Origin of the sequence: Janthinobacterium sp. NFX145 (genome assembly GCF_049810325.1) — a bacterium.
Classification (GTDB): domain Bacteria; phylum Pseudomonadota; class Gammaproteobacteria; order Burkholderiales; family Burkholderiaceae_D; genus Janthinobacterium; species Janthinobacterium rivuli.
Genome location: NZ_CP187360.1, coordinates 673,548 through 686,003 on the forward strand (window position 1 = coordinate 673,548; position 12,456 = coordinate 686,003).

The 12,456-nt window shown below is 59.0% G+C and carries 12 protein-coding genes and 1 pseudogene; 3 read left to right on the forward strand and 10 right to left on the reverse strand.

All coding sequences use genetic code 11. From position 1 onward, the window contains the following. Nucleotides 1–96: 96 nt before the first annotated feature. The 5 genes and pseudogenes from ACPJXG_RS02940 to ACPJXG_RS02960 form a co-directional block, all read right to left on the reverse strand. The gene (locus ACPJXG_RS02940) at nucleotides 97–603 is read right to left on the reverse strand and encodes an N-acetyltransferase family protein (RefSeq protein ID WP_425253359.1); all 507 of its coding nucleotides are present in this window, start codon (nucleotides 601–603) and stop codon (nucleotides 97–99) included. After that, on the reverse strand, nucleotides 600–1,544 hold the full coding sequence (locus ACPJXG_RS02945; protein WP_425253360.1) for a DMT family transporter: 945 nt from the start codon (nucleotides 1,542–1,544) through the stop codon (nucleotides 600–602). Before ACPJXG_RS02945 ends, ACPJXG_RS02940 begins: the two co-directional genes overlap by 4 nt. A gap of 298 nt (nucleotides 1,545–1,842) precedes the next feature. Continuing rightward, the gene (locus ACPJXG_RS02950) at nucleotides 1,843–2,292 is read right to left on the reverse strand and encodes a glycine zipper 2TM domain-containing protein (protein WP_035822363.1); all 450 of its coding nucleotides are present in this window, start codon (nucleotides 2,290–2,292) and stop codon (nucleotides 1,843–1,845) included. 138 nt (nucleotides 2,293–2,430) lie between these two features. Next, nucleotides 2,431–2,859 (reverse strand): annotated as a pseudogene (locus tag ACPJXG_RS02955) (DUF962 domain-containing protein). A 182-nt stretch (nucleotides 2,860–3,041) separates the two neighbouring features. After that, nucleotides 3,042–3,989 (reverse strand): XRE family transcriptional regulator, encoded by a 948-nt coding sequence (locus ACPJXG_RS02960; protein ID WP_425253361.1) that lies wholly within the window; start codon nucleotides 3,987–3,989, stop codon nucleotides 3,042–3,044. A 292-nt stretch (nucleotides 3,990–4,281) separates the two neighbouring features. On the opposite strand from ACPJXG_RS02960, the gene ACPJXG_RS02965 reads away from it, so the two are divergent. Continuing rightward, a complete protein-coding gene (locus ACPJXG_RS02965; RefSeq protein WP_425254705.1) occupies nucleotides 4,282–4,773 on the forward strand; it encodes a DNA-deoxyinosine glycosylase in 492 nt (163 codons plus the stop codon). A 2-nt stretch (nucleotides 4,774–4,775) separates the two neighbouring features. On the opposite strand, the gene ACPJXG_RS02970 is transcribed toward ACPJXG_RS02965, so the two are convergent. The 3 genes from ACPJXG_RS02970 to ACPJXG_RS02980 all read right to left on the reverse strand — a co-directional run bounded on the left by ACPJXG_RS02970 (nucleotide 4,776) and on the right by ACPJXG_RS02980 (nucleotide 7,721). Then, on the reverse strand, nucleotides 4,776–5,438 hold the full coding sequence (locus tag ACPJXG_RS02970) for a hypothetical protein (protein ID WP_425253362.1): 663 nt from the start codon (nucleotides 5,436–5,438) through the stop codon (nucleotides 4,776–4,778). A 101-nt stretch (nucleotides 5,439–5,539) separates the two neighbouring features. Further along, nucleotides 5,540–6,748 (reverse strand): hypothetical protein, encoded by a 1,209-nt coding sequence (locus ACPJXG_RS02975; RefSeq protein WP_425253363.1) that lies wholly within the window; start codon nucleotides 6,746–6,748, stop codon nucleotides 5,540–5,542. A gap of 106 nt (nucleotides 6,749–6,854) precedes the next feature. Further along, a complete protein-coding gene (locus tag ACPJXG_RS02980) occupies nucleotides 6,855–7,721 on the reverse strand; it encodes an HDOD domain-containing protein (RefSeq protein ID WP_035822356.1) in 867 nt (288 codons plus the stop codon). Nucleotides 7,722–8,011: 290 nt separating this feature from the next. Between ACPJXG_RS02980 and ACPJXG_RS02985 the strand changes: the two genes are divergently transcribed. Next, nucleotides 8,012–8,590, forward strand: coding sequence for a DNA-3-methyladenine glycosylase (locus ACPJXG_RS02985; protein WP_425253364.1), 579 nt, complete (start codon nucleotides 8,012–8,014; stop codon nucleotides 8,588–8,590). Here the strand turns inward: ACPJXG_RS02985 and ACPJXG_RS02990 are convergent. Further along, nucleotides 8,587–10,281 (reverse strand): methyl-accepting chemotaxis protein, encoded by a 1,695-nt coding sequence (locus ACPJXG_RS02990; protein ID WP_425253365.1) that lies wholly within the window; start codon nucleotides 10,279–10,281, stop codon nucleotides 8,587–8,589. The genes ACPJXG_RS02985 and ACPJXG_RS02990 overlap by 4 nt on opposite strands. A gap of 68 nt (nucleotides 10,282–10,349) precedes the next feature. Continuing rightward, nucleotides 10,350–10,808 (reverse strand): cache domain-containing protein, encoded by a 459-nt coding sequence (locus ACPJXG_RS02995; protein WP_034780434.1) that lies wholly within the window; start codon nucleotides 10,806–10,808, stop codon nucleotides 10,350–10,352. A 281-nt stretch (nucleotides 10,809–11,089) separates the two neighbouring features. Between ACPJXG_RS02995 and ACPJXG_RS03000 the strand changes: the two genes are divergently transcribed. Further along, entirely contained in the window at nucleotides 11,090–12,454 is a 1,365-nt protein-coding gene (locus tag ACPJXG_RS03000; protein ID WP_425253366.1) for a KamA family radical SAM protein, read from the forward strand. Nucleotides 12,455–12,456 lie beyond the last annotated feature (2 nt).

Here is a 12,456-nt window from a genome sequence, read left to right on the forward strand (position 1 = left end):
ATTGCATTCTCCCCCTCCCACTTGACAATGGGTTCTACCCCGCGGTGCCGCTAGCCCGCGGGGATTTTTTTGGAACTTACGCTTACAGTTCCCCCATCAGGCCGATATCGGCGTGCCTGCCGACAATTGCGTCAAGGCATCTCCAGCGACCCGGCAGATGCGCCAGTCCGGCATCACGTCCGCGCCCATGCCCTTGTAGAAATTGATCGCGTTTTCATTCCAGTCCAGCACCGACCATTCGAAGCGGCCGCAATCGCGTTCGACGGCCAGTTGCGCCAGCGCTACCAGCATCTGCTTGCCATAACCTTTGCCGCGCACCGATTGCTTCACATACAGGTCTTCCAGGTACAAGCCCTTGCGGCACAGGAAGGTGGAAAAATTGTGGAAGAACAGGGCAAAGGTCACCACTTCGCCATTTTCCTCGCCCACCAGCGCTTCGCATGCGGGATGGGCGCCGAACAGGCTGTCGTGCAGCATGGATTCCCTGGCGATCATCATGTGTTCGAGTTTTTCAAACACGGCCAGTTCGTGGATCATGCCAAAGATGGCGGCCACGTCGGATACGGTCGCGGGACGGATGGCGAGGGAGGAAGAGGTGCTCATGTTGCCTTTGTGGATGGAGTGGTGGAAAGGGAAGCGATGGTACTCGTCTTGCGCGCCCCCGACGTCAGGGCCCAGGCCACGCTGGACAGGCACAGCACCATGCCCACCCATTCGATGGCGGCGGGCCGGTAGTGTTCGAACTGCACCGACAGCAGGACGGAAATGACGGGCGTGACGACGCCGATGTACACGGTCTTTTGCGTGCCGATGCGGGCGATTAACGTGAAATAGGCGCTGAAGGCGATCACCGAACCGAAGATGGCCAGGTACACCAATCCCATCCAGTAACTGGGGCGCGTGGGCAATTGCCAGGACTGTTCCGTGGCGACGGCCCAGACGGCCACCATCAAGGTGCCCCACAGCATGGTCCAGGCCATGGTCAGCATCACGTTGCCCGAATGTTCGCGCACTTTCATGACGAGGGCGTTGCCTGCAGTGCTCGACACGGTTGCCACCAGCGCCAGGATAAAGCCGAGCAGGAAATGACCATTGCCGCCGCCCAGAATATCTTGCAGCGCCGCGCCGATGGACTGGTAAAACAGCAGCACGATGCCGCAGATGGCGACGAATGCGGCGCAGCAGGTGCTCCAGGTGATGGGTGTGCCGAAAGCGATGCGGTTGAGCAACGGCGTCCAGAACACCATCAGCGCAAACAGCACGCTGACAAGGGCCGAGACCAGGTATTGCTCCGAACTGTAGGTGCACACATAGCTGAGGGCGAACGAGGCCAGTCCCTGCAGCAGCATCCATTTTTGCGCGCGCCAGGGCAGGCGCAGGCGGTCGCCGCGCACGGCGCACCAGGCAAACAGGGTGGCGGACGCGAGGCCGAAGCGGTAGACCACGGAAACGGCGGGGGCGACGTCGCCCAGCTGCAAGGTGATGGCCCAGAAGGTGGAGCCCCAGATCAGGCAGGCAATGATGAACAGGAGAGGAGAGGACATCGCGCAAGTATACGGGCATCGCGCGTCCCGGTCGAGTTTGGCAAATGCGCAGGCAGGCATTGAGCCAGCGCAGTGCTTCTGGAAAATGTTGAATTTATGAAAATATTTACTTTATTATCAAGTAAATATTTTCTGAATTGCATTTTTGAAGGGGACCGCCATGCCAGCATCACTGCAGATCAAAGTATGGAGCGTGCTTGTGTATGTGGTCGTGACGGCTGTGATTGCCATCTGGCTGCACCCCTCCGCCTTGCTCGCTGCCGGCGCATTCGGCTGAGCGCATGCGCCGGCAAGCGGATCAATGCGTGACGCGGGTCTTGCGGCCATCGGACAGCAGGCGCACGCGCTCGCCCGGGCGGAACAGCTCGTCGGCGTCTTGCACGATGGCGCGCATGTCGCCATTGTCCAGGCGCACGGTGATTTCCAGGCCCGCTTTGTTCGAGGCATTCGCTTCGATGCTCTTGCCGGCCATGCCGCCGGCGACGGCGCCGAGGATGCTGGCCGCGATGGCGCCCTTGCCGCCGCCGATAGTCGAGCCGGCCACGCCGCCCAGCGCCGCGCCAGCCAGCACGCCCGTGCCCGTTTCACCCTTGTCGATGGTTACCTGGCGCACGGATTCAACCGTACCCATGCGAACCGATTGTTCGTTCTGCGCCTGGCGCGCATTGTAGACATTTGCCGAGTTCGGTTGTACGGCGCAGCCGGCCAGGGTGGCAAGCAATGCCACTGCAATAATTGGTGCTTTCATGTGGGACTCCCTTGGACAAAAGTTGCTTGCCGATTGCGTCGACCGGCAGATGGTGACTTATCATAAAGGACACTTGCCTCAGATAACTAGTTACGAATGGTAAAAATCTGTTACCAACTTCGCGTAAGCGCTTGCCGCTCAATACGCCAGCCGCAGGCGCCGGTATAAAAATCCCAGCACGAACAGCGGCCCCACCAGCAAAAAGCGCAAGTCGTCGAGGAACGACGGTTTCTTGCCTTCGATCTGATGGCCGATGAACTGGCCTATCTAGGCCAGCACGAACAGCGCCAGCGACACGGGCAGGATGGTCAGCGCCGGCATGAGCAGAAGCAGGCCCAGCATGGCGGCCAGCATCGCCAGCATGCCCGCAGCAAACGGGCGCGACAGCTTGTAATAATAGTATAAGGCCAGAATACTGCCGAGCAGCGCCACGCTGGGATGCACGCTCCACAACAGCCCCAGCAGGCTGAAAACGATCAGCGGCACGCACACGATGTGCACCCATTCATTGACGTGATTGCGGTGGCTTTCGCCATACTGGGCCAGCAGGGTATCGATGGTGCGCATGGGCGGTCTCTTGTCTAGGGATGGTTGTGCGGGAATTCTACACCGTTGTGTTAGCGAGAATGTTGGTAGCATGGTTGGTTAAAATGATCCATTTCCTTCCGTAGCCATAAATCTCACTTCGAGCAGAGTTTTACAATGCAGAGGTGATTATAGTTTTTTCGATGCTCCATAAGGTACTCGGTTTAGCGAATATGAAAATCTTCTTCATTTAGTTGAAATGTCTCATCTATTCCTAACTTTTTCATTATTGCTGGTAGAACTTGATGAATTGCTCTCATTCCCACTAAAAGTTCGTTCATATAGATGTCCGGATGTAGCTTGGACGAGTTGAAGCCAAGGCTCTCTGCCTCAGCATCGTGTCCCAGTTCATCCGCTGAGCGATGAATCAAGTCAAGAAGTTCAGCCTTTAATGGGATGCCCGCACGAAAAGCATGATTCTTCACTATTGTGAGCCATTCCTCATAATCTTTTTTTACTTTGTAATGAAATTCTTTAATATTTTGAGTGAATTTCTTATCGCTTTCTATCTTGCAAGCTGCAAGTAATATAAGCGATGGGCAAATATTAATTGCTGGTGTTGAAAATAAATCTAATTCGTCATCGGATAATAAATATTCTACGTATGCAATATAAAAACCATACACATCATTGAATGATTTGTAAATTTTGTAGATTAGAGAAGAATATGGGTTTTCATATATCAATTCCCAGATATCGAGGTCTTCGTCATCGTAGTCCACATCCAAAGCTTGAGGAAAATCATCTGGATCTTCCACTCCCATTTCCTTGAGAGTATAAATTGTTTGTTCACATAAATTATCAATATCCTCCACGAGTGGTGCAGTGTCGTAACCCGTCTCAGCACTGTCATACGCAATTTCTCCTAGGTAACAGATCAGCCGTTCCCATTTGTTTGCAGCTTCGTTAGAGCCTGCCCAGAGTACAAAAGTTGGATTTTTTTTTCCAATGCCCACGATGTCTCGAAATTTTTGCTCCATTTCGTTAGACATGTGTTCACCCTTTTTCCATTTGCTGACTTGGGTTGGAGAAACACGTAGGTGAATTGCCAGATCCTTTTGGTTGCAGGCCATGGTATCCAGAGCAAGTTGTACGAGAGCTTCGCTATACATTTTTGGCGCACCTTTTTAATTTAGTAAATTTTACAAAAAAAACAGTAAATTAAGTGTAGCACAGGTTTAGTAAATATTGATTTTTTTTAGTAAATACTTGATTTGGCGCAGATGATGCCGGAGAGTGGTACGGATTAGTGTGTACTTTTCCAGTATTTCAGCCATGCAGTCCTCTACAAACTGGAACGCTGCAAATTGCTGTGAGTGCAAGTCTCATGGCCGGGTAAAATGACGCGTCCCTTCAGCCTTTCCAGGAAATTCCTTGAGCCGTCTGTGTACTTTTTCCGTCAACATGACCGACCCGCGCAAGCGCTGTTTCGATCCCGTCGTCGACGCCGATACGCGCCTGCTGATACTGGGCAGCCTGCCCGGAGAAAAATCGCTGGCCCACAGCCAGTACTATGCGCATCCGCAAAACAGGTTCTGGATGCTGCTGGGCGAGGTACTGGGCGTTGAATTGAAGAGCCTGCCCTATGAAGAGCGCCTGGCGACCTTATTGGCGCACGGCGTCGGTCTGTGGGACGTGGTGGCGCAGGCCCAACGCACGGGCAGCCTGGACAGCAACATCCGCGAACGCGACGACAACGACCTGGTGGCCCTGGCCGCCAGCCTGCCGCAGCTGCGCACGATCGCTTTCAACGGCGGCACGGCCGCGAAGCTGGGCATCAAGGTGCTGGGTGAACATGCGCAGCGCTACCGCATCGTCAGCTTGCCGTCGAGCAGTCCCGCCTACACCTTGGCGTATGCGCAGAAATTGCAGGCGTGGCTGGCTTTGCGTGGCTGATGTCAGGCGGCAAGCCTGTGCATGAGGCGCTGCGCCCGTTCTTGCCGGTACTGGCGCCGCCAGAACCAAGCGATGCAAATCAAGCCCAGCAGGGATGGCGCCAACTGCGTCCAAGGCTGGCCCATGCGCAGCAGGTTGCCGGCGGCGGCGGAAAGCATGGCGAACAGCGAGGCGAGCAGCTTGTAGATATGTTCATAGCGCCACAATATGCCATGCCAGCGGCGGGGAAAGGCCCAGCGCACGCCGTCGTAGACGAGGATGGTGGCCAGGCCGCCCAGCGATGACAGCACGACGATGGCTTGCTGTCCGGAAGCATCGTGCTGCAGGCGCAACAGGATCAACCCGCCCGCTATCAACGCGGCTGCCGTCATCGCGCCATCGACGGCTTGCGGACCGGCATCGCGCGTGTAGACGGCGCGCCAGCCGCTCAGCAGCTGGTACAGCACCAGCACTGTCAGCACGGCAAAGACGGGACGATAGTCAAACAGCAGATTGCCGATGGCGGCCGTGGCGCAGACCAGCAAGGTCAGCCACGCGAACAGCCGGCCGCGGCGGCGGTGCCGCGGCGTGCCCTTGGCTGTCGCCAGCAGGAAGAGCCCCAGCCCGATGGCGGCGCTGCCGGCCAGCACATGGGTGGCAATATTGATCAGTTGCGGCTGGGGCATGCGCATCTCCGGAAGGTGCGCCAGGCTGGTCGCACGCTAACGGGAGATGGTATCTTGATAACTGCCGCTTGTCGAGATGACGGGCGGCGTGAGGACAGAATTTACGCCGGCGCGTACGGCTGCGCTTCCAGCGGCTGTCCCTTGGCATCGAATTTCAGCGCCACGGACAGTTGCGTCACGCCGATGGTGGCCAGCGCATCGCAGATGTCGTCGACTTCGTCCTGCAGGTCGGCGGCCAGGTCCAGCGGCTTGTCGGCGCTGTGCAGCAGCTGGCCGTTCGCCGTGCTGACATTGACCCGTAGCAGCATTTCGCCATGCTCATCGGCCGGGCCGACAACGACGGATACATCGCCGGCGTCCACTTTGTTTTCCGCCAAGGCATGGTTGATGCCGGACATCATCTGCAGCATCGCGTATTCACTCATGCCTTGTTCCTTGCCGCCATGGAACAGATCCTGATACAGGAAGCTCACTTCCAGCGCGCTGCCGGCCGGCGCCAGGCAGCGTTTCACCAGCTCGCCCACTTCCGTCGTCCATTGCTGGTAGCGGGCCATGCGCGCGTCGAACCAGGCGTCGAGCGCCGCTTCGTCCTTCGGTTCCGCATAGAACGGGTCGTCCACGCGTTTCAAGGCAAAGCCCAGCAGGAAGCGCAGTTCGACGGCCGTGTCCTGCGGGCCGAAAGCCGTTTCGCTCCAGCCGACGATGCTGCTTTCCAGGCCCGGCGTGGCGACGATTTTCTTGTCCGTCATCGAGCTATACGCATCGCGCACCATTTCGTGCAAATGGCTATACGTGATGCGGTCAATTTCATCGAGGTCGTAGGCATGGCTCATCAGGACTACCTTGGCCTTGGCGCTTTCCAGTTCTGCCTGCTGGAAACTTTTCACCAGTGCTTCGAAAGCGTCCTGGTCCTGGAAACCGTCCGCTTCCTTCAGGCCGCCCGTGCTTTGCACCAGCAGGGGCACGACGAAGGCGTTGATTTCCATCGCCGGTGCGTTGTCGCGGCGGATCACGGAAATGGACGCCGCTTCCTCGATGTGGCTGCGCAGGTACTGGTAGGCGCCCACGTCTTCGTATTTCGAACGCTCGATGGCGTCGTACAGGATTTCATCCTTCTTTTGATTCAGGGCCTTGCGGATCAGGCGGCCAAATTCCACGGCTTGCTCGGCCAGTACCGTGCCCTGCGATTCGCTGTCTTCCTGCTCCGCCAGGTTCAGGGCCATCGTGCACAGCATGCGCGTGACGGACTCGTCCTTGTCTTCAGGCGTGTTGGCGGATTTACGGGGGACAGGGCGCTTATTTTTGGGCATGGCGATCAACAGGTTAAGAAAGACGGGTCAGGCAAACGGAAACAGGCGCCAAGGCTTTGCCAGGCGCCGGGACAGATCATACAGGCGGACGCGGCCGCCTGATACATCAATGGTCGGTATCGAACATCTCGTGCAATTCGTCGAGCAGGTCGGCGGCTTCTTCCTGAGACAGGCCGAGATGCTGGCAGGCAAGCTCGCCGCCCTTGTCCCACTCGAGCGAGGTACTGTTGCCATGGTAGCGCTGAATGCCCTTTTCGGCCAGCAGCGACAGGGCGACGAGCGAGCGGATGGCGTCGTCCGTGGACGGGTCCGCCAGCACCGTGTAGTCGTGGTGATGCAAAATGGCCCAGGAGACATCGGAGGACAGGCCCCAATTGCGCGCCAGCAAGCAGCCGATGGCCGCATGGTTGGTCTGGTGGCGCGCGTCTTCCAGTGCCGTAAAACAATTGTTCGCATCGTTGGCCGCCGCCGCATACGTGTTGACGTAGTCGGGAAAGCGGTTCATCAGCAGGGGCACGCCGATATCGCAGAACAGGCCGAAGGTGTGGGCGATGTCGGGCGGGGCGATGCGCAGCTTGCGCGAGGTAAATACCAGGGCGCGCGCGCGTTTGGCCGACACGTCCCAGAAGTTGGTCAGTTCCACGCCTTCCGCTTCCAGCGCCTGGCGTGCCAGCAAGCCCGTCATCATGGCGCTGCACTGGTTGATGCCAAGAAAATTGATGCCTTGCTCGACGGACTTGGCTTTGCGCGCGGCGCCATAGAACGGCGAGTTGGCCAGTTTCAGCAGGGCGCCGGACATGCCGACGTCATCGGCGATGATGCGCGCGATGCGGCGCGGCGACGGGTCCTGTTCCGCCAGTTCGCGCTGCAAGTCGACCAGCAGGCTGGGACGCGGCGGGATGCGGATGGAACGCATCAGGGCGTCAACCGGATCTTCCTGCACTACCTGCTTTTGCGCTGCCGCTCTCATCATCACGCTTTCATCATCATTTTTGTGCCCGGTGCTTATTCTGTCGTGCGCTGCCGCTGCCCGCCTCATGAGCGTCTGGCGCAGTGCCCGACGATTATCGCTGTTTATGCATGGCAATAGTTCATCTCTGCAATATATTCTCGCAAAAATCCCTGTTTTGGCCTGCTCCAGCCCCGATTTTCGTCATTTTACGACGCTGCCCATGAAGATGATCATGATGAAAAGAGCAAGTTTCATTTGTTTTCAAGGCGGGGCAGGGCGTGCGGCGGGATGCGCGGCGGTACAATTGCCGGATGAAAAAAATCCTCGCGGGTATCGATTTTGCGGACGATTCCAGCAGCGTGGCGCGCCAGCTGATCGGCGTGACGGTGCTGGTCGACGGCGTGGGCGGGCGCATCGTGGAAACGGAAGCGTATGACCGGCTGGACCCCGCTTCGCACACGTATGGCGGCATGACGCCACGCAATGCGGCCATGTTCGGCCCGCCCGCGCACGCCTATGTCTACCGCTCGTACGGCATCCACTGGTGCCTGAACTTTGTGTGCCGCGAAGCGGGCCATGGCGCGGGCGTGCTGATCCGCGCCATCGAACCCTTGGAGGGCCTCGACATCATGCGCGAGCGGCGCGGCGTCGACGATGCGCGGCTGCTGTGCTCGGGGCCGGGCAAGGTGTGCCAGGCGCTCGGTGTCACGCACATGCACAACCGGCTGGCGCTTGATGCGCCGCCGTACATGCTGTTGCCCCGCGAACAAGAGGTGACGGTGCAGGCGGGTTTGCGCATCGGCATTTCCAAGGCGATGGACACGCCGTGGCGTTTCGTGCTGGCCGGCTCGCGCTATCTAAGCAAACCGATGCGCGCGCCAGCCGCCTAGCTGCGCCGGCGCTGCGGCGTTGTGTTTGTGCCTGGCAAGGCGGACTTGCCGCGCAATGGGCTGTGCAGTGCGCGCCGGTCCTGCTGCGCACTGGCCGGATGCCGGAACGCTTCTTCTTCGGTGTGGCCGCTCGGCGCGGCGGGGCGCTGGTCCAGGGTGAACACGCTGACTGCCGCCGACAATTTGACGGCCTGGTCCTGCAAACTGGCCGCCGCTGCCGCCGCCTGCTCCACCAGGGCCGCATTTTGCTGGGTGACATCATCCATTTGCGTGACGGCCTGATTTACTTCCGTGATGCCCGACGCCTGCTCCGCGCTGGCTTCTTTCACGCGCTGGATGATTTCATTGACTTGCTGCACCGAAGCCACGATGGCGCCCATGCTGTCGCCCGCTTGCTGCACGGCCACGCTGCCGCCATCGATGGTGGTCACCGAGGTGGCGATCAGGGTCTTGATTTCCTTGGCCGCCTGCGCCGAGCGCTGCGCCAGGGTGCGCACTTCGGACGCCACCACGGCAAAGCCGCGGCCTTGCTCGCCCGCGCGCGCCGCTTCCACCGCCGCGTTCAGCGCGAGGATATTGGTCTGGAAGGAAATACCGTCGATCACACCGATAATATCCACGATCTGGCGCGAATTGGCGCGTATCGTCGCCATCGTCGTCACCGCCTGCTGCATCGACGCTCCCCCTTGCACAGCCAGGGTGGATGCTTGTCCCGCCAGCTCGCAAGCCAGCTGGGCATTGTCGGCGTTGTCATTGACGGCTTGCGTCAGCGCTTCCATGGCGCTTGACGTTTCTTCCAGCGAACTGGCCTGCATTTCCGTGCGCGCCGATAAATCCAGGTTGCCGGTGGCAATTTCGTGCGAGGCCGTGTCGATCGATTGCACGGCATCCATGATGGTGCGCAAGGTCTGGTTCAGGTGGGCAATGGTCTGGTCCAGCACGCGCGAGGTGGCGGCGATTTCGTCATTGCCCTGCTTGGGCGCGCCGGCCGTCAGCTTGCCCGCCGCCAGGTCTTGCACGGCGTCGGCAATGCCGCGGATTTCCACCAGCATGGCGCGCCGCACCAGCATGGTCACGACGATGGAGACGAGGATGGACAGCAGCACCGTCAGCAGCAGGCTCCAGCCCAGGGTGCGAAACTCGGCGCTGGCCGTCGCATGGGCCTGGCTGCTGAGGGTCGTTTCCAGGGCCGATAGTTGCGCCAGCTGCGTATTGAACTGGCCGAATTGGGTTTCCGCCTTGAGCATGGAATTGGTGGCGATCGATTGATCCATCTGCGCCATTTCCATGGTTTCCAGCACGGCCTTGCGATAGCCGGCCAGCGCCGCGATGGCCGCATCGACCAAAGTGCGCTCGGCGCCCGTGGCTGTGGAACGCAGCGTGGTCAGCTGGGTGCCGATGGCCGCGTGGCGCGCCTTGATCTGTTGTTCAAGTGCATCGAGGCGGGCCTTGGCGAAGCTGCCATTCGTCCATGACAGCAACTGGTACATATTGCCATGCACCTGCCTGGCCTCGCCGAGTACATCGGCGGCCGCCTTCAAATGCGTGATGCGCACCCGCACCATGTTTTCCAGTGAGGCATTTTGCCGCACCATGCCATACCATGCGCCGGTCGAGCTGAGTATCAGCAACAGCAAGACCAGTATGGGCGCCAGCAATAATTTTGGTCCGATGCGTAATTGATTGAGCATGCTTGACTCCTGGCTATGGCTGTTCACACCGCAGGCGGCGCGCGGTGTGCATGCGCGCCGCCCCCGCCTTATTTTTTGTAGATCCCCGCTTCCAGCACCACATCGTTGACGCGCAGGATGTATGTGGTCTTCGGTTCGATCTTGCCGCTGGTGGGATTCTTGTACTGGTAATCGACCCAGCCCTTGCCTTGTTTTTGCGCCAGTTCAATGATTTCACGGCGATATTTCTTGCCATTCGCATCGGGCACATCCGTCAAATCCTTGCCCACGATGGAAGGATTGATGGGGTGGGCCAGCACGATGCCCGTCTTGATGTCGCGCATGTCCACGTATAGCGAGCCCTGCACGAAGTCCGGGTCTTTCGCCGTGATTTTCTTCATCATTTCTTCCTTGCCATGCGCCTTCATGAAGGCGGCGCCCCGTTCGGCCATGGCGATGGCGTCTTTTTCCGTTGGTTCGACGGCGGCACTGACGCTGCCGCCGGCAAATGCCAGGCACAGCAGGCTACCCGTGAATAAGCGTTTCATGAAAGCTCCTTGTGATATCGAGGGATATGTTGCCAAGTCGTAATTTACGTCGCCGACGCTTCCCTCAAATTGCGATGGAACAAACTAAGGTGTTGCTTGTAGGCAGCATGCAACGTATCGACGGCTTGTTGATATGTAGCAATTTGGTTCCGAGCGGCAAGAATTATGATGACTTTCACAGCATGCCGGGCGGGTCTGGTATGAGGGGGAAGAGGCTGGAATTGGACGATGTAGGGCTGATTTCATGCAAGTTATCGCTATTTACAGGCAAGGAGCTTATCGTGTCCGCACCCATTACCGAGCCGTTTTCACCCAAGTTCAAGCCGTATACGCGGCAGACCATTCAACAGGCGCGGCAGTGGGAATGGCTGCCGGAAGAGCAGCGTGTAGCCGTGCAAGTGGTGTCGCACGTCTTGCCGTTTCGCACCAATGAATATGTGCTCGATCAGCTGATCGACTGGAACAACATTCCTGACGACCCCATCTATCGCCTCGTCTTTCCGCACCGCGACATGCTGCCGCCCGAGCAGTACGCGCACTTGCGCGACCTGGTGCTGGTCAAGCAGGACAAGGCGGCCATCGATGCGTATGTGCATGGCTTGCGCCTGGGTATGAATCCCCATCCGGCCGGCCAGATGACGCACAACGTGCCCCGCGTCAACGATGCGCCCGTGCGCGGCCTGCAGCATAAATATGCGCAGACGGTGCTGTTCTTCCCCAGCGCGGGCCAGACCTGCCACGCGTATTGCACTTTCTGTTTCCGCTGGCCCCAGTTCGTCGGCATGGACGACATGAAGTTCGATGCGCGCGAATCGCATGAGCTGGCCGCCTACCTGAAACTGCATCCGGAAGTGACGGACGTGCTGATCACGGGCGGCGACCCGATGATCATGAATACGCGGCAACTGGCCGCCTACCTGGAGCCGCTGCTGGCGCCGGGCCTGGAACATATCCAGAACATTCGCATCGGCACCAAGGCGGTGGCGTATTGGCCGCAGCGCTTTGTCTCGGACCGCGATGCGGACGACTTGATGCGCCTGTTCGAGCGCATCGTCAAGGCGGGCAAGAACCTGGCCGTGATGGGCCATTACAGTCATGCCGTCGAGTTACGCCAGGACATCGCCCAGCAAGCCGTGAAACGCATCGTCTCCACGGGCGCCACCTTGCGCATGCAGGGGCCGCTGATCCGCCACATCAATGAAGATCCGGCAAGCTGGGCCGAGTTGTGGCAGACGGGCACGCGCCTGGGGGCGATTCCGTATTACATGTTCGTCGAGCGCGACACGGGGCCGCGCGGCTATTTCGAGCTGCCCTTGGCGAAGGCGCACGAGATTTTCCAGGCCGCCTACCAGATGGTGTCGGGCCTGTCGCGCACGGTGCGTGGGCCGTCCATGAGTGCGTTTCCAGGCAAGATCGTGATCGACGGCATCGTCACCATCAATGGCGAAAAACTGTTTGCCCTGCAGTTTTTGCAGGCGCGCAATCCGGATTGGGTGCGGCGGCCGTTTTATGCGAAATTCGATGCGGAAGCGACGTGGATGGACGATCTGAAGCCGGCCTTTGGCCACGACAAGTTTTTCTTTGAAACGGATGAGCCTGTGCCGCACGTGCCGCATAAAGTCATCCGTCTGGCAAAGGCCGCCTGAGC